Origin of the sequence: Paraprevotella xylaniphila YIT 11841 (assembly GCF_900683745.1) — a bacterium.
GTDB lineage: Bacteria > Bacteroidota > Bacteroidia > Bacteroidales > Bacteroidaceae > Paraprevotella > Paraprevotella xylaniphila.
Genome location: NZ_LR215980.1, coordinates 877,388 through 894,830, shown reverse-complemented (window position 1 = coordinate 894,830; position 17,443 = coordinate 877,388). Strand labels below are relative to the sequence as shown.

The window sequence follows — 17,443 nt, the reverse complement described above, 5'->3', positions numbered from 1 at the left end:
AGAATTGTTCCGCATTAATGGAAACCGTCCGTTTGCCTTCGCGAAGGCAAACGGACGGTTTTTTTTATTTCTCTTTTTTCAGTAAGTCCCTGATTTCCGTGAGCAGTTGGATGTCGGCCGGAGGGGCAGCCGGAGCTTTCGGTTCCTCTTTCTTCTTTTTGTTGAGGGCGTTCATTCCCTTTACCAAAAGGAAGATGGCCAGTGCAATGATGATGAAGTCCAACGTGGTCTGGATAAAATTACCGTAATTCAGCGTGACGGCCGGCGTCACCTCTGCCCCTCCCTCCACGACTGCTTCTTTCAATGTGATTTTCAGGTCGGAGAAATTCACTCCGCCGATGAGCAATCCAACGGGCGGCATGATGATGTCGGCCACCACCGAAGAAACGATTTTACCGAAGGCACCGCCGATAATGATACCGACCGCCATGTCCACCACATTGCCACGCATGGCAAATTGCTTGAATTCTTGCAAGATTTTTTTCATAGTCCCCAGTTCTGTTTATGAATTACCAGGGCAAGTTAAGCAAAATTATTCCAATGGCCAAATTTCTCTTTCATTCTTTTCCTTTTCTTTTCCCTCTTATTGTTTTTCTTTACAGCCATAGTGTCGTGTCCTTTTGTTTTTAAGATAAAATTATGATTTTCTAAACCTTTGTATAATAGATACTTATGAATGTAAAATCAATCTCCTGAGATTGAAAAATCAATCGGCTGAGAATGATTTTCCGTTCTGCGGCAAACGATTTTTCATTTTCAGCCGATTGGTTTTATGCTTTGAGGAAGGTGTGCGGAGAGGCTCACCGGATATTCTGAAAAATATACAGAACGGACGTACGCTCAATGCCTGAACCGGGAAGTATCCACTTCCTTGATTTCCTTTTTCTTATATCCTCCGAAACGGAAATTGAAGTTCAGGGTGAACGTTCTTAGGTAAAAAGAGTTTTCCATTCTCATGTCCTGACCTCCGTAACGTAGGTTACATTCCGGCATACTTGTATTGAATATGTCGCTACAACGGGCAGAGAGTGTGGCTTTGCCTCCGGCAAAGGTCCATTTCACCCCGGCATCTACCGTACCCACCATTTTCAGGTCGTATGTACCTTGTATGGCCGGGGTCTGCATGAATCCGCGCAATTCGAAAGCCAGATTCTTGTTCAGCTTGAACGTGTTGTCCCATTGGCACTGCAAAATCCACTTTTTCCGGTCGAAAGGAAGGTCGAAAAAGTCGTCGCAACGGTGGCGTGCGTATTGTTCCACCGCTACCCAACGGGAATCCCACCACGTTCCGACCTGGAACGGCACCGTGGCCATGAGGCCTACGTACTGTGTGTAGTTCCAGTTCATCATCTTGTAAATCATGGCCAACCGTTCTGTGGACTGATAGGCAGTCTGCATGAACTGGTCTTGGGTACGGGAGAAGTATGCGCCGAAGACATACTTCTGCTTCAGGATGTAGTTGGCATTCACACTGTAGTTCGTCTGAGGACGCAATCCGGGTGTGCCCCATATTTCGGAATATCCGTTGATATAGCTGACGGAAGACTGCATTTCCCAATATCCCGGATAAGTCTTTCGGGTGGAGAGCGAGAGTTGCAGGATGTGTTCGGGAGTCTTCATGTAAGTGAGGGAAGCCTGAGGGTAGAAAGCCCATTTGCGGTAATTGCCGATGGAGTAATACTCCCCTGTGCCCGATACCGACCATGATATACCACCGGGGTAATCTTTTCCCAACGATACGTAGAAGTTTGTGGTCTGTTCTTTTAACTTGGAGTCCGTAGAGGGAGTGGCGATGTCGCCTTCCACCTCGGTGTAGGTTTGAAAGTCATGGTTATGGGTTTGTGTATAAGAGACGCCATATCCCAGATTCCATCCTTGGGACAGTTTGTGTTTCTGGTCGGCATACACGTTGTAGCGGTCTATCCGTTGCCCGCCAGCCAAGGTGAAACGGTTCCGGTTGCCGTCGGCATACTTGGCGTGCATCCACCGCCTGTTGTCGGTCGTATAGTGCGTATAGTCCCCGCCGGCATCCAGGCCGAATCCCGAACGGAGGTGCAATGCGATGTTGTGCATCTGGGCTTCGCGACGGCCGTCTATGTCACTGGTTTGGAAATTTCCTGTTGTTTGCGCGTCCTCTTGTATATTCGGCATGTATTTGCCGGTATAAGCCAAGTCTATGCTGCTGTTCTCATTGAAGTGGTATTCTCCGGCCACCCTCATGTTATGCCTGTAAGCTTTGTTGCGAAGCTGTTCGTTTTCTTCTATGGAATATATCTGTCCGTCCAGGGTGTGCCGTGAAAACAAGTTGTAATATTGCATCGTGTGTACACGGTCTATGCCGTACATGGCATCCAATGCCAGTTTCGGGGTTGAGAAACGGAAATTCCCGGTGGCATTGCCCGCGTTGAAGTAGCAGTTGTCATAAGTTACGTTGACTTCGCCCTGAAAGGAATAGTCGTTGGGACGTTTCAGAACGACGTTCAGGGAAGCTCCTCTTACGTGATATTGCGGCGGAGTACTATACATGACCTCCACTTTCTCCACGCGGCTGACCGGAGTATTCCGCAAAAGGGTCTCCAACTGTCCCGCATCCATCGTAGTGGGCTTGCCGTTCAGGATGACCGTGACCTCTCCGGCACCGGCCAAGGTCAATTTGCCTCCTATCTCTTGCACGCCGGGCAACCTCTGCAAGGCCTCGTAAGTGTTGTTGACGACTTTGTCCCGGACGATTTGTTCCAAATCATAGTTCAACCTCCCCTCTTCCACTCTTACTATGGGGCGCTCGGCTTTGACCACGACCTCACCGATGGTGCGGTCAGCCGGTTGTAGTACAATGGTCCCGGCATCCTTTCCTGTTCCGTTTACGGTTTGTGAACGGTATAAAAGGTGTTGTACAATCAGGCGATACTGCTCCGGTTGGGCCGGTAGGGTGAAATGTCCGTCGGCATCCGATACGGCGGCACTGACGAATGTGGAATCCGGAGCCTGCAATACTACCGTAGCCCCTGTTACCGGACAGGATTTCCGGTCCGTAATTCTTCCGGTAACAGTCTGGGCATCCAGTATTTGAATGCCCAGACCGTAACTCCCCAATAAAAGGACGCTTAAAATCTTGTATGTTCTGTTCATGATGGTGTGCAGGGGTTAATACTCGAGAAGTTCCATTGTCGGCTTGCCGTCGTATCCTACACAGATATTGACCATATAGCAACTGGCATCGTCGGGGATACATACCGTGGCATTGAAATGGCATCCTCGCGGACCGGCTTCGGAAAATACCATATTCGACAGGATGGCCTGGTTCAGAAAGCCACTAGGTACGAGCCCGGTGAAACTCTTCCGGGTGTAGTCTTGTGAAAACAAGCATGTCTTCCCCTTGTACACACAAATGTGAATCACGTTGTCGTAGTATACATTTTCCACGGCGATGCCCTCGTCCGTATAACTTGTCTTATATACTTTCAAGCGCGAGGGGTTGACGTAGACATAGCAATGGTAACGCTCGCCGCCATGGAACACTACAGTGTCTTTTTTTACGACTTCATTGTAGGTGAGCGTGGCGGCTTGCCGGTGGATGAAATAGATACTGTCGTTCGGGTCTTCCGACCGGACGAGCTTCACGATCTCACCCGTGGCTGAATGGAAGTGGAAAAGGTGATTTCCTCTCTTGTCTATGGGATAAGCGGTCGTATCTCCCCCTCCGGCCAAAAATAAAGTGTCCTTACGGATGAAAAAACGTACCGGTACGTTGGCCGTATCGGGGTAATAGATGGTGTCCCCTTTGGCGCAGAACGAAACGGTCTCGGTCTCCTGGTCAATCCAGATTCCCTGCAAAGCTTTTTTGGCCTCCTGGTCTTCCGGTTCGGGAGTATCCCCGTTTGGAGTCCGGTTGTCCCTTGTGCCGCAACTTGTCCACGCAGCCACGGACACTAAAAGACTACCGTATATAATATGATGTATCCATTTCATTACTTTCCGATACAATGGTATTCAAATCCGGCTTCGCGTACTTCGCCTGCGTCATATACGTTACGCCCGTCGATGACGAGCCGTCCGCTCATCGTCTTCTTCAGCACGCCCCAAGCCGGCAGGCGGAATTCCTTCCATTCGGTCACTAAGAGCAGCGCGTCGGCATCCAATGCCGCTTCGTACATGTCACGGGCATAAATGACTGCGTCACCCAAACGGCGGCGACATTCGTTCATGGCTTCCGGATCGTAGACACGAACCGTGCATCCGGCTTCCAATAATTTCCGGATAAGGATGAGAGAAGGGGCTTCGCGCATGTCGTCCGTCTCTGGCTTGAAAGCCAGTCCCCACAATGTGACGGTCTTGCCAGCCAACTCATGTTGCCATGCCGCGTCCAACTTGTGGAAAAGGATGGATTTTTGACGTTCGTTTACTGTCTCTACGGCTTTCAGCACAGCCATTTCGTACCCGTTTTGCTCGGCCGTCTTGATGAGTGCCTTCACGTCTTTGGGAAAACAAGAGCCTCCGTAGCCGCATCCGGCATATAGGAACTTGCGGCCGATACGGGTGTCGGCTCCGATACCGTTGCGCACCATGTTGACATCCGCTCCCACGCGTTCGCACAAATTGGCGATGTCGTTCATGAAAGAGATACGTGTGGCCAACATGGAGTTCGCCGCGTATTTCGTCATCTCTGCAGAGGGAATGTCCATGAATATCACCCGGAAATTGTTAATAAGGAAAGGTTTGTAGAGTTTGGTCATCAGTTCCTTGGCTTTTTCAGACTCCACGCCTACCACCACGCGGTCCGGGCTCATGAAGTCGCTGATGGCGTTGCCTTCTTTCAGGAACTCCGGATTGGAAGCTACATCGAATTTGATGTCAAGACCCCGTTTGTCCAATTCTTCCTGAATGGCGTGGCGCACTTTCCGCGCCGTACCGACAGGGACGGTGCTCTTGGTGACAACCAGTTTGTAATCAGTCATATATCTGCCTATAGTTCGAGCAACTTGTAGGACGTATTTCAAGTCCGCGCTTCCGTCTTCGTCGGGTGGAGTCCCCACAGCACTGAATATCACCTGCACCTTGTCGAGCACGCTTTCGAGCGTGGTGGTGAAATCCAACCGCCCTGCCTTTTGATTCTTCAAGACCAACTCTTTCAGGCCTGGTTCGTAAATAGGAATTTCACCTTGTTTGAGCTTTTCAATTTTATTCCGGTCCACGTCTACACAAGTGACATTGACCCCTATTTCGGCAAAACATGCACCGGTTACCAAACCTACGTAGCCGCTGCCTACAATCGCTATATTCATACTTTCGTTGCTATTAACCACAGGCAAAAGTAATGAAAAATAGGGCTATCAACAATACAAGCTGAAATATTTGATAACTTTTTCTGCAAAAATTAGCAATGTCCACGGGAAAGCCGTAAATTTGTAGTGTGAAAGAGTTAGTAAAACATATCGAGATATTGTTGTTGGACCACGACTGCGTGGTGGTTCCGCAAATCGGGGGATTCGTGACTTGCAACGCCCCGGCCAAATACGTGGAAGATGAGAATCTGTTTTTACCTCCTATCCGCACGGTGGGGTTCAACGAACGCCTGAAAGCCGATGACGGGTTGTTGGTCCGTTCATACGTGGAAGCATACGGTTGTTCCGACATCGAAGCGAGAACCATGCTCGGGGAACAGATCCGTGACCTGCAACAGGAATTGTGGGAGGCAGGTACGTACGACCTTGGGAGCATTGGCGTATTGATGTTGGACGAACGGAACAATGTGGAGTTTTCACCTTGTCAGGCCGGTACGGTCTGTCCGGCTTATTATGGTTTGGATGCCTTGCTGTTCGAACCTTTGCAGGCGGAAAAAACGGTGGAAGCGTCATTGGCCGTCGAGGTTTCGCGTACAGTCCCCGAAAGAAAGCCCGAAACAGTGACGGTCGAAAGCGAACCTGTGGCACGCGGAGAAATTACCATCCGGCTGAAGACGGCGTGGCTGCAAAACATTGCTGCCGTGGCTGCCGTGGTGCTCTTGTTTTTCCTGATGTCTCCCGATGCCAAGAACACGGGGGTATCTTCCGCAAGCCAGGCCGAGTTTGCTCGCCTGATGTGGATGCCTGCGGTACAGGAAACTGTGCCTGAGGCATTCAACAAGCCGGAAGAAATACAAGTCAAGGGTTCAGGAACGGGTGTGGAAAGTCCGGTGTCGGCTGCTGTCCAACCGGAAACCGTCCAAAAGGCGGCTGTTTCGGTGGCAGTGGAAAGCGGTTTTTGCGTCGTGGTGGCCAGTGCCATACCGGAAAAGAACGCGAAAGCGTATGTCGAACGGCTTCATAAGGAAGGTTACAAAGAGGCGCAAGTATATAAAAAAGGAAATATGGTGCGTGTGGTTTTTCCGGGATTTGCATCCGAAGCGGAAGCGCATGCCAAGATGAACGCTTTGAGTGACCGGTCGGAAGAATTTGCTTACGCATGGGTTTACCAAATCAAGTAAGGAATACAAGGAATGAAAAGAGTACGTTGTCCTAAATGTGACCATTATATCACTTTTGACGAAACCCAGTATGAAGACGGGCAGTCGCTTGTTTTCGAATGTCCGGAATGCCGCAAGCAGTTCGGCATACGTATCGGGGTATCCAAATTGAGGGCTACACGTAAGGAAGAGACCGTGGACGAGAACGAGAACGATGACGCATACGGCAGCATCGTTGTGGTGGAGAACGTCTTCCACTATAAGCAGGTGCTTCCGCTGAAGTTGGGCGACAACGTAATCGGACGGTATGTGAAAGGGACTGCCATTTCTACCCCCATCGAGACAGTAGACCCCAGTGTGGACACCAAGCATTGCATCATCAATGTGAAGCGGGACAAGAACGGTCGTCTGGTGTACACCTTGCGCGACGCGCCGAGCAATACCGGCACTTTTTATATGAATGACATATTGACGGACTATGACCGTGTGAGACTGGAGGACGGCAGCATAGTCACTATCGGGGCTACCACGCTGATATTGCGTGCGGCTCGTGAAGAATAATTTTTATCTTATTTTATGCAACCGGAATTGAGCAAGATGGTTGCCGCTACACTTTCCATTGCCGAAAGACAAGTGGCACGCACCTTGGATTTATTAGCGGAAGGGGCTACCATCCCTTTTATCAGCCGTTACCGTAAGGAGATGACCGGAGGGCTGGATGAAGTGCAAATCGGAGAAATCAAAAGAGTGTATGACAAATTGGTCGAGACGGGGAAACGAAAGGAAACGATATTGGCTTCCATCGAGGCGCAAGACAAGTTGACCGATGAACTGAAACGGAGAATCGTGGCTTGTTGGGACGCTACGGAATTGGAAGACATCTATTTGCCTTATAAACCGAAACGTCGTACGCGTGCCGAGATTGCCCGGCAGAAAGGACTGGAGCCCTTGGCCGTAATTATCGCCATGCAGCGTGAGCCGCACATACGCGAAGTGGCCGGACGTTATGTGAACGGGCAAGTAAAGGATGCGGACGAGGCTTTGGCTGGGGCTTCGGATATTTTGGCCGAACAGTTCAACGAGAACGAACGTTGCCGGAATGCCGTGCGCCAACAGTTCCGCCGTGGAGCCGTCATCAGTTCCAAAGTGGTGAAGGGTAAAGAGGAGGAAGGAGCAAAATACCGTGATTATTTTGATTTCAGCGAACCGTTGAAGCGATGTTCATCCCATCGCCTGTTGGCTTTGCGACGCGGAGAGGCGGAAGGTATCCTGAAGGTAGCTATTTCGCCGGACGACGAGACCTGCGTAGAGAACTTGAATCGTTTGTGCGTCAAAGGGAACGGTGAATGTAGTAAACTTGTAGCTTCCGCATTGACAGATAGTTATAAGCGTTTGATTAAACCTTCCATTGAAACGGAATTTGCAGCCGCTTCCAAACAAAAAGCCGATGATGAGGCCATCAGGGTCTTCGCGCAAAATCTTCACCAACTGCTTTTGGCTCCGCCTTTGGGGCAGAAACGCGTGTTGGGCTTAGACCCCGGATTCCGTACGGGATGCAAGGTGGTATGCTTGGATGCCCAGGGGAATTTGTTGCATAACGAAGCGGTATACCCCCACCCTCCGCGTAATGAATATGCACAGGCGCAACGGAAGTTGCAGAAATTAGTGGAACAGTACGACATACAGGCCATAGCCATAGGGAACGGTACGGCCAGTCGCGAGACGGAGAGCTTCGTGCAATCTGTCCGTTTCGACCGTCCGGTAGAAGCGTTCGTGGTGAGTGAAGACGGGGCTTCCATCTATTCGGCTTCCAAAATCGCCCGTGAGGAATTTCCGGAATATGACGTGACGGTGCGCGGTGCCGTTTCCATCGGACGCAGGTTGATGGACCCGTTGGCGGAATTGGTGAAGATAGACCCGAAATCCATTGGTGTCGGGCAATACCAGCACGACGTGGACCAGACGAAACTGCGGGAAACGTTGAACCGTACGGTAGAGTCTTGCGTGAATGCCGTGGGAGTCAACTTGAATACTGCGAGTTGCCAACTATTGACTTACGTTTCGGGGTTGGGACCGCAACTGGCGCAGAATATCGTGGACTACCGCACGGAAAATGGTCCCTTCCCCACCCGGCGAGATTTGATGAAAGTGAAGCGCATGGGGGCGAAAGCCTTTGAGCAGTGCGCCGGTTTCTTGCGCATTCCGGGAGGTGAGAATCCTTTGGACAATACAGCCGTGCATCCCGAACGTTATGCCTTGGTGCAAAGGATGGCCAAGGATGCGGGGGCTTCCGTGGAAGAACTCATCCGCAACAAGGAATTGCGGCGGAGCATTCCGTTGGAACAGTATGCGACGGAGGATTGCGGCCTTCCTACGCTGAACGACATCATGAGCGAGCTGGACAAACCGGGGCGCGACCCGCGCAGCAAAATAAAGGCCTTTTCTTTCGATCCCAATGTGCATACGATGGACGACCTGAAGGAAGGGATGGTATTGCCGGGCATCATTTCCAATATTACGAATTTCGGTTGTTTCGTAGACATCGGGGTGCACGAGAAAGGTTTGGTGCATATTTCGCAGTTGGCCGACCGCTATGTGAGCGACCCGAACGAAGTCGTTTCGCTTCACCAACAGGTGAACGTGCGCGTGCTGCAAGTGGACAAGGAGCGCAAACGGATTGCATTATCATTGAAAATCTGAGAATTTATGAAATACAAGATTTTGGTTCTGGATTTGGACGGAACCTTGACGAACAAGAAAAAAGAAATCACGGCATACACGAGGGAAACCCTCATCCGGGCACAGGAAGCAGGCGTGAAGATCGTGTTGGCTTCCGGACGGCCCACCTACGGCATCGTCCCTTTGGCCGAAGAATTGCGCCTCGGAGACTTCGAAGGCTATATCCTGTCTTACAACGGAGGGCAAATCATTGATTGGAAAACCAAGAAGATGATGTATGAGAATGAACTCGACCCGAAAGTATATCCTTATTTATATGAATGCGCGAAAAAGAACGGTTTCGTAATATTGAGCTATAAGGACGAGTATATCGTATCGGAAGACGCAGGGAATCCGTATGTGCAGCATGAGGCTTTTCTGAACAGGATGCCCAGTATTACTGTGCCGAATTTCCTGGAAGTGTTCGATTTCCCTGTCCCGAAGTGCCTGATTGTGGGCGACCCCGAACCGTTGTCCGTACTGGAGCAAAAGATGAAGCAAGATTTGGAAGGGCAGATGAATGTATTCCGCTCCGAACCGTTTTTCCTGGAATTGGTGCCCAATGGTATCGACAAGGCGCGAAGCCTTGCCGTCCTATTGGACGAGTTGGGCATGAAGCCGGAAGAAATGGTGGCTGTGGGCGACGGATTCAACGACTTATCCATGATACAGTTTGCAGGTCTGGGAATAGCCATGGCTAATGCGCAGGATGTCGTAAAAAAAGCCGCAGACTATGTTACTCTCTCGAATGAGGAGGACGGTGTGGCCGCAGTGGTGGAGAAGTTCTTTTGGGAATAACTCCGAATCTTGATACATAGAAAATGCAGGAAGGTTGGAACTTGAAACCTTTCCTGCATTTTTTGTGTTTACGCTCTTCTTTCCAACATGACCACGTTTTCCACGTGCTGCGTATGTGGGAACATGTCCACGGGGCGTACTCCCATGATTTTGTATTGAGAATCCAACAAAGCCAGGTCACGCGCCTGTGTGGCCGGATTGCAACTGACGTAGACGATGCGATGCGGTGCGGCAAACAGGATGGTCTCTATGACGTCTTTGTGCATGCCGGCTCTTGGAGGGTCCGTGATGATTACGTCCGGTTGGCCGTGTGCCGCGATGAATTCCTTGTTCAGGATGTCCTTCATGTCACCGGCGAAAAACAGGGTATTGCCGATTCCGTTGATTTGTGAATTGATTTTGGCATCCTCAATGGCTTCGGGCACATATTCTATTCCGATGACCTTCCGGGCTTTCCCGGCCACGAAATTGGCGATGGTTCCGGTTCCGGTATACAAGTCGTAAACCAGTTCCGTACCGGTGAGGCCTGCAAAGTCTCGCGCTACCTTATATAATTCATACGCCTGGTCGGTATTGGTCTGGTAGAAACTTTTCGGACCGACCTTGAACCTCAGATTTTCCATCTGCAGGTAAATGTGGTCGTTTCCCCTAAACGTGATGACATCCAAGTCTCCTATCGTATCATTATATTTGAGGTTGTTTACGTATAATAAAGAGGTAATCTCCGGGAATGTTTCGGCCAGATAACCCATCAATGCCTCGGCCTGCGCTTTTTCCGTATCGTTGGTGATGCAGAACTGCATAAGAAGCATCAATTCGCCCGTATTGGAATTGCGGATCATCATGTTACGCAATAATCCGGCATGTTCCCGCTGATCGTGGAATGTCAACCGATGCTCGTATCCGTAGTCACGGATGGCGTTACGGATGCGGTTATTGATATCGTCCATCAGACGACATTGTTCGATGGGTAATATCTTGTCGAACGAACCGCAGGTGTGGAATCCTACGGCTCCGTTCTGCGGATATGCGTTTCCGGACGCTATTTCTTCCGGTGTCAGCCATCTCTTGTTTGAAAAGCCGAATTCCAACTTGTTTCGGTATTCTTCCGTTTTCACGGAACCCAATATAGGTTGTATGCCGTTGAGTTCTACCTTACCGATGCGGGTAAGGTTATCCAAAACTTGCTGTTGCTTGTATTTGAGCTGCTCTTTATATGGGAGACACTGCCACTTGCAACCGCCGCAAACTCCGAAATGCGGGCAGAAAGGTACGGCCCGAAATGGAGAGTATTGGTGGAACTTTACGGCTGTCGCTTCGCAATAATGATGTTTTTTCTTTTGGATTTTCAGGTCGACCACATCTCCGGGAACGACAAAGGGAACGAAAACTACCATGTCGTCCACACGGGCCAGAGCTTTGCCCTCGGCTGCCACATCCGTAATTGTAATATTCTCTAATATAGGGAATTCTTTTCTTTTTCGGGTCATATCCGATGAGTTTATTGGGTTTCTTATTTTGATTTCAGGGAACAAAAGTAGCATTTTTTTTGCATTTTTTCTTGTTTTTCCTTTTGCAGCCCATTTTTTTTGAGTAGTTTTGCATTAATTTATTTTGTTAACTAATTCAAAAACAAACTTTGAAAAATGAGTGAAAAAAGAGTTTATACTTTTGGAAACGGGCAGGCTGAGGGCAATGCCCAGATGAGAGAGAGACTTGGTGGCAAAGGTGCTAATCTCGCCGAAATGAATCTTATCGGCATACCTGTGCCTCCCGGTTTTACTATTGCAACTGATGTTTGCAATGAATACTATGAGGTAGGGCAAGAGAAAATCGTAGAAATACTCCAAGCTGAGGTCAATGCTGCGGTAGCCCATGTAGAAAACCTGATGAACAGTAAGTTCGGAAGCACTGAGGATCCGTTGTTGGTTTCGGTTCGTTCCGGTGCCCGGGCTTCCATGCCGGGAATGATGGACACCATTCTTAACTTGGGCTTGAATGATGAAGTAGCCGAAGGAATGGTGCGCAAGACGGGCAATCCTCATTTCGTGTACGATTCTTACCGCCGTTTTGTTCAGATGTACGGTGACGTAGTGTTGGGTATGAAACCGGTGAATAAGGAGGATATCGACCCGTTCGAAGCCATCATAGACGAAGTGAAAGCCATTCGCGGGATAGAGTTGGACAAGGATTTGTCGGTGGATGAGTTGAAAGATTTGGTGGCTCGTTTTAAGAAAGCTATCAAGGAACGGACCGGAAACGACTTCCCTACCGACCCGATGGAGCAACTCTGGGGAGCCATCTGCGCCGTATTCCGCAGTTGGATGAACGAACGTGCTATCCTTTACCGTAAGATGGAGGGCATACCCGACGAATGGGGTACGGCTGTTTCTGTCATGGCTATGGTATTCGGCAATATGGGCGAGACGTCGGCTACGGGTGTTTGTTTTAGCCGCGATGCCGCAACGGGTGAGAATCTGTTCAACGGTGAGTATCTTGTGAATGCACAAGGTGAGGATGTTGTGGCTGGAATCCGTACACCTCAGCAAATTACGATAGAAGGTTCACGCCGTTGGGCTGCCCTGCAAGGTATCTCGGAAGAGGAACGTGCTGCCAAATATCCTTCGATGGAAGAGGCTATGCCTGAGATTTATAAAGAACTTGATGCCATTCAGGCTAAATTGGAAAACCACTATCGCGATATGCAGGATATGGAGTTCACGGTCCAGGAAGGCAAACTTTGGTTCTTGCAGACGCGCAACGGCAAACGTACCGGTACGGCCATGGTGAAGATTGCCATGGACTTGGTACGTGAAGGATTGATAGACGAAAAAACGGCATTGAAACGTTGTGAACCTCAAAAACTGGATGAGCTTCTCCATCCTGTGTTCGATAAGGATGCGTTGAAGAAAGCCAAGGTGATTACGCAAGGTTTGCCGGCTTCTCCGGGTGCGGCATGCGGACAAATCGTGTTCCACGCAGACGATGCCCAGAAATGGCGTGAGGACGGCCATCGGGTGGTTATGGTACGTATCGAGACCTCTCCCGAAGATTTGGCCGGCATGTCGGCAGCCGAAGGTATCCTCACCGCCCGTGGAGGCATGACCTCCCATGCTGCTGTGGTAGCTCGTGGTATGGGTAAATGTTGTGTGTCCGGTGCCGGTGCCATCAATGTGAACTACAAGAACAAGACTGTGGAGATTGAAGGCGTTGTATATAAAGAAGGTGATTACATCTCCTTGAACGGTTCTACGGGACAAGTTTATGCCGGAGAAATACCGACGAAAGCGGCTGAGCTGTCTGGTGACTTTAAGGCTCTGATGGATTTGTGTGACAAATATACGAAGCTTCAGGTACGGACGAATGCCGACACGCCCCACGATGCACAAGTGGCTCGTTCTTTCGGAGCAAAGGGTATCGGTTTGACCCGTACGGAACACATGTTCTTTGAAGACCAGAAGATTGTGGCCATGCGTGAGATGATTCTGGCCGATAGCGTGGAAGGCCGTAAAAAAGCTTTGGCCAAACTGCTTCCTTATCAGAAGAGCGACTTTAAGGGTATTCTTGAAGCTATGGATGGCTGTCCGGTGAACATTCGTTTGCTCGACCCCCCACTCCATGAATTTGTCCCCCATGACTTGAAGGGACAACAGAAGATGGCCGATGAGATGGGTGTCAGTGTGGAAGAAATCCAGAAACGTGTGGAAAGCCTTGCCGAGAACAATCCGATGTTGGGTCATCGTGGGTGCCGTTTGGGGATTACTTTCCCGGAAATAACCGAAATGCAGACCCGTGCCATTTTGGGTGCAGCCTGCGAGTTGAAGAAAGAAGGTAAGGACCCGAAACCAGAAATCATGGTACCGTTGGTAGGTATTCTTTACGAATTGAAACAGCAGAAAGAAGTCATTTTGGCTACGGCTAAGGAAGTTTTCGCCGAAGAGGGTATCGAAGTGGAGTTTGAAATCGGCACTATGATAGAGACTCCTCGTGCGGCCCTGACAGCCAACCGTATCGCTTCGGAAGCCGAGTACTTCTCTTTCGGAACGAACGATTTGACACAGATGACATTCGGTTACTCGCGTGATGATATTGCCAGTTTCTTGCCGGTGTATCTGGAAAAGAAGATTCTGGCGGTGGATCCCTTCCAAGTGTTGGACCAGAACGGTGTAGGCCAACTCATTAAGATGGCAGTGGAAAAGGGACGTAGCGTACGCCCGAATATCCGTACCGGCATTTGCGGAGAGCATGGCGGTGAACCTTCTTCTGTGAAATTCTGCGCTAAGATAGGAATGGACTATGCTTCTTGTTCTCCTTTCCGCGTGCCTATCGCCCGTCTTGCTGCGGCGCAGGCGGCCATTGAAGAATGATTCGAATCCGTTTGATTGCAATACATAAAGAAAGAGACCTGCGCATCCATTGCGCAGGTCTCTTTCTTTATATATGTTCATAAGGGAATCGGTCGTTTTTTGTCATTATTATCTGAAAACAATCTCTACCTTAGGGGAAAAACTCATACCTACCGTATCAGTTTGATGCGGACAACTTATGAACAATTTTTCTATATGACGCTATTTCTTGTAATTTTAATGGACTGGCGTTTGCCCGTAGAAGTAGCGTATAATCCGATACATATCCCTTTGTTCCGAGAGGTGAGACGTATATGATTGTCCCCCATTCCGCAGGTCTCCGTTTGCAGAAGCACACCGGATAACGAATAGATACGTAATATCCCGGCTTCTTTGCTCTTCAGGTACAACTCCTGTCCGTGGCAGGAATAGCTGACGATGGGATTTATGGTATACTCTGTTTCGTTCCGACGGTCTTTGATGCCATCAGGGTCGTCCGGTTGTACTTTTCGGATGATGGCGAAAGGAAATTCTGAAAACACGCTTCTCGTCGTTACGCTTAAAGCCGGATTGCCGGCATCGGTTTCGAGAAAACCTGAGCCTGCGGAAGAAGAAAGACCGATGGCGTACAGGTCTTCATCCGAATATTTGCGGAAGAGATTGAAGGAATGTTTGGAATAATCGTTCTTTGTAGTCAGTGTCCCTTCGTCAGACAAATGTTTATTGTTATCCGTTTGGCTGACAAACATGTAACGGTCGCCATAAAGCGGCATGGGACGTATCCTCCACAAAAAAGAGCGGTCGTCGGTTTCGTCCAGACCGGTGAACGTGGCATCCGTATTCCTCAAGTACCGCCCGGTTTGCGGGTCTTTAATATAAAAACTGTCTTTTACTTGCGGTTCGAGCGTATTGATCTCATATACAGGCAGGTTGAAATGCAAAACGGTTTCGGTTTTCGAGCCTGTTTGTGAAACGCGGTGGAACATCAACGTGTATTCCATGCAGGTGTCCAACACTCCGACACACAAGGTATCGTTCAGGTCGGCCACTTTTCCGCCCAAATCGTTCAGGTGGAAAGTCAATGTGTCGGCTTGTATGGTGTCTTTGTCGAGTATCCACTTGTAAATGCGCGTGGAGTTGGCAGACTGGGCGAGCAGGGAGTTCGGCGAGGCGTACAAAGACACGGCTGTGTGGCGTGGCACGGCCAAGGTCGTCCCGCTATAGTTTTTATCGTCGCCATACGCAATGAACGGGTCTATTTCCGACACCTCCACGCGGAACGTTTGTTGTAATCGGGCACCGGCCTGATTGGTCATTGTTACCCGGTAATAAGCATTCGATGAAACGCTCGGCAGCGTCATCAGATTTTCGTTGTGGCTCAGTGCATTCCAATTCTGCCCATTGGTACTTTTTTCCCACTTCCATTCACGCACGGGCGTATCGATATACTCCATCCCAAATGTCTGTTCATCATATTTCCTCACGTAAATCAACGTGTCTGTTCCCGTCGTGCCGTTCATTTTATAATAAGGAGTAAAGTTACCGGTCCATCCCTCCCCTTCCACATGAAGGGCGAACAACTGCGTGTTGCTCACGCCTTTTTCGTTGGTGTAATGCACACGGAAGGTACGCGAAGTGTCCAGCACGATGTCACGTGTGGCCGAAGTGCATGACGGCTCATCGTCCCATGCCCATTTGCCGGTATCCGTTTCTCCGTCCGGCAATAGGGCCGTCAGGGTCACGGTCGCCCCTTTGGGAATACAGTTCACGTCAGGCCGGTTGATTTCACGGCCTTCATACGCGATTTTTCCACTCAGGACCGTGGGGACTTTAGTCTTGTCCTCCAACGGGTCGAGCGTACACATCAGGGTACTGAAACCCAAATGGTCGTATCCGCCGCTGTTCCCTCCGCCGAATCCGCCTCCTGCGTCTATACCGTTTTCGTTCATTTCGAGCATCTTTCTGGAGTAAGGCACCTCTATGCCCCGTATGTTTTCATAGTAATTCACGATACGGGCTTGAGCCGGACGGTTGGTTCCCCGTCCTCCGTCTCCCATTCTCATGAAAGTCCCGTCGCAATTCGTATAAGGACTGTTCGGCAAGTCGTCCACTCCGGAATTATAGGCGTTGACGTATTCAAACCCACATACGATACGGTCGTCCTTCAGGGCATAAAAGTCATCGCCTTGGTTTCGCCCCGTGCCGCAAAGGTCTGCGGCCAACGCAAGCGCCATGGCGGCATGCCCTTGGTCGCGGTTGGATTCCTGCATCTGCCCGAAATAGCCGAAAGGGCCGCGTTCGTCCGGATGAAGTTTCCAGACCAAATGATGCAGCGATTCGCCATAACGGTGGTCTTCCATATACTTATAATACTCCGTAGCTTGGTTGTAGATGAAGACATCGTCGCACAAGATACCGATGCTCATCGCACACAGCACGTTGCACAAGCCCCAATTCGACCAATAATGGTCGTCTTGTGTCCCGTTGCGTCCTTGCAGGAAACCGATTACCCCGTGGTACCACACTTTCAGCATCCATTCTTTGAATCGTCCGAAGTCCGTGTCGTCCCATCCCGGATAGTCTCGCATCAGTTCGGCAGCGTTGGCAAACTGGTAGCCATACAGCCCGTATGCCAGACAGGCATTCGTGTCTCCGCTCACCTTCTTGCAGGTCTTGGCCCAAGCATTAAGGATTTGGACGGACTTGTCCGCATACGCCTTATTGCCGGATATGTGCCAGACCAACGCACATTGGTAAGCTGTGGCGGCATCCCGGTAAGCCAACTGGTAATTGTCCGGGTCGGGTTCCCAAATCGTCCGGCCTCCGCGTACGATTTTCTCGACCGGAGCAGCCTTCCAGTCCAAATTGACATGCGGGCTGGTCTGCAGTTTCCTGTAAGCGGAAGCCCAAGGCTCCTCGCCGGCTTCTACCTTGGCTTTTGTCCGGTCCAGGTCGGCCTGCGTATGCAACATGCCGGGATGGATGAAGTTTTGTGCATTCAGCCATAACGAACTGCACAGCGTCACGACTATCAAGTATCTTTTCTTCATGGTAAATGTTTTTGATGGACAGCGGCAAAGTTAGCAGGTAAATACCGTACGGGGGCGGATGAAAAAAAGCATCTTTTACGTCGTTCTGA

General features: G+C 50.0%; 11 protein-coding genes. 5 read left to right on the top strand and 6 right to left on the bottom strand.

What is annotated here, in order from left to right; translation table 11 throughout:
* Positions 1-64 precede the first annotated feature (64 nt).
* The 4 genes from mscL to E0E47_RS03515 all read right to left on the bottom strand — a co-directional run bounded on the left by mscL (position 65) and on the right by E0E47_RS03515 (position 5,282).
* Positions 65-487, bottom strand: a complete 423-nt coding sequence (mscL, locus tag E0E47_RS03530) for a large-conductance mechanosensitive channel protein MscL (RefSeq protein ID WP_008629111.1) — start codon at positions 485-487, stop codon at positions 65-67.
* 353 nt (positions 488-840) lie between these two features.
* The gene (locus E0E47_RS03525; RefSeq protein ID WP_130892904.1) at positions 841-3,129 is read right to left on the bottom strand and encodes an outer membrane beta-barrel protein; all 2,289 of its coding nucleotides are present in this window, start codon (positions 3,127-3,129) and stop codon (positions 841-843) included.
* 15 nt (positions 3,130-3,144) lie between these two features.
* Positions 3,145-3,969 (bottom strand): DUF4738 domain-containing protein, encoded by an 825-nt coding sequence (locus E0E47_RS03520; RefSeq protein ID WP_130892903.1) that lies wholly within the window; start codon positions 3,967-3,969, stop codon positions 3,145-3,147.
* Positions 3,969-5,282 carry a UDP-glucose dehydrogenase family protein gene (locus tag E0E47_RS03515; RefSeq protein WP_008629124.1) on the bottom strand — a complete coding sequence of 438 codons (1,314 nt, stop codon included), beginning with the start codon at positions 5,280-5,282 and terminating at the stop codon, positions 3,969-3,971. Before E0E47_RS03515 ends, E0E47_RS03520 begins: the two co-directional genes overlap by 1 nt.
* Positions 5,283-5,410: 128 nt before the next feature.
* Here E0E47_RS03515 and E0E47_RS03510 point away from each other — a divergent pair, with 128 nt between their 5' ends.
* Genes E0E47_RS03510 through E0E47_RS03495 form a run of 4 tightly spaced genes read left to right on the top strand, consistent with a single transcriptional unit; the run spans position 5,411 to position 9,958 of the window.
* Entirely contained in the window at positions 5,411-6,463 is a 1,053-nt protein-coding gene (locus tag E0E47_RS03510) for an HU domain-containing protein (protein ID WP_130892902.1), read from the top strand.
* Positions 6,464-6,475: 12 nt separating this feature from the next.
* Entirely contained in the window at positions 6,476-7,003 is a 528-nt protein-coding gene (locus E0E47_RS03505) for an FHA domain-containing protein (RefSeq protein ID WP_008629126.1), read from the top strand.
* Between the two features lie 15 nt (positions 7,004-7,018).
* Entirely contained in the window at positions 7,019-9,142 is a 2,124-nt protein-coding gene (locus E0E47_RS03500) for a Tex family protein (RefSeq protein ID WP_130892901.1), read from the top strand.
* A gap of 6 nt (positions 9,143-9,148) precedes the next feature.
* A complete protein-coding gene (locus E0E47_RS03495; protein WP_130892900.1) occupies positions 9,149-9,958 on the top strand; it encodes a Cof-type HAD-IIB family hydrolase in 810 nt (269 codons plus the stop codon).
* 68 nt (positions 9,959-10,026) lie between these two features.
* Here the strand turns inward: E0E47_RS03495 and rlmD are convergent, their stop codons facing one another.
* A complete protein-coding gene (rlmD, locus tag E0E47_RS03490) occupies positions 10,027-11,448 on the bottom strand; it encodes a 23S rRNA (uracil(1939)-C(5))-methyltransferase RlmD (protein WP_172604643.1) in 1,422 nt (473 codons plus the stop codon).
* A 156-nt stretch (positions 11,449-11,604) separates the two neighbouring features.
* Between rlmD and ppdK the strand changes: the two genes are divergently transcribed.
* Positions 11,605-14,325 carry a pyruvate, phosphate dikinase gene (ppdK, locus tag E0E47_RS03485; RefSeq protein WP_130892898.1) on the top strand — a complete coding sequence of 907 codons (2,721 nt, stop codon included), beginning with the start codon at positions 11,605-11,607 and terminating at the stop codon, positions 14,323-14,325.
* 191 nt (positions 14,326-14,516) lie between these two features.
* On the opposite strand, the gene E0E47_RS03480 is transcribed toward ppdK, so the two are convergent.
* Entirely contained in the window at positions 14,517-17,354 is a 2,838-nt protein-coding gene (locus E0E47_RS03480; RefSeq protein ID WP_130892897.1) for an alginate lyase family protein, read from the bottom strand.
* Between the last annotated feature and the right edge of the window lie 89 nt (positions 17,355-17,443).

Coding starts and splice junctions, on each gene's coding strand:
- E0E47_RS03500 (WP_130892901.1), top strand. CDS start 7,019: ATGCAACCGGAATTGAGCAAGATGGTTGCCGCTACACTTTCCATTGCC.
- E0E47_RS03520 (WP_130892903.1), bottom strand. CDS start 3,969: ATGAAATGGATACATCATATTATATACGGTAGTCTTTTAGTGTCCGTG.
- rlmD (WP_172604643.1), bottom strand. CDS start 11,448: ATGACCCGAAAAAGAAAAGAATTCCCTATATTAGAGAATATTACAATT.
- E0E47_RS03515 (WP_008629124.1), bottom strand. CDS start 5,282: ATGAATATAGCGATTGTAGGCAGCGGCTACGTAGGTTTGGTAACCGGT.
- ppdK (WP_130892898.1), top strand. CDS start 11,605: ATGAGTGAAAAAAGAGTTTATACTTTTGGAAACGGGCAGGCTGAGGGC.
- E0E47_RS03480 (WP_130892897.1), bottom strand. CDS start 17,354: ATGAAGAAAAGATACTTGATAGTCGTGACGCTGTGCAGTTCGTTATGG.
- E0E47_RS03495 (WP_130892900.1), top strand. CDS start 9,149: ATGAAATACAAGATTTTGGTTCTGGATTTGGACGGAACCTTGACGAAC.
- mscL (WP_008629111.1), bottom strand. CDS start 487: ATGAAAAAAATCTTGCAAGAATTCAAGCAATTTGCCATGCGTGGCAAT.
- E0E47_RS03505 (WP_008629126.1), top strand. CDS start 6,476: ATGAAAAGAGTACGTTGTCCTAAATGTGACCATTATATCACTTTTGAC.
- E0E47_RS03525 (WP_130892904.1), bottom strand. CDS start 3,129: ATGAACAGAACATACAAGATTTTAAGCGTCCTTTTATTGGGGAGTTAC.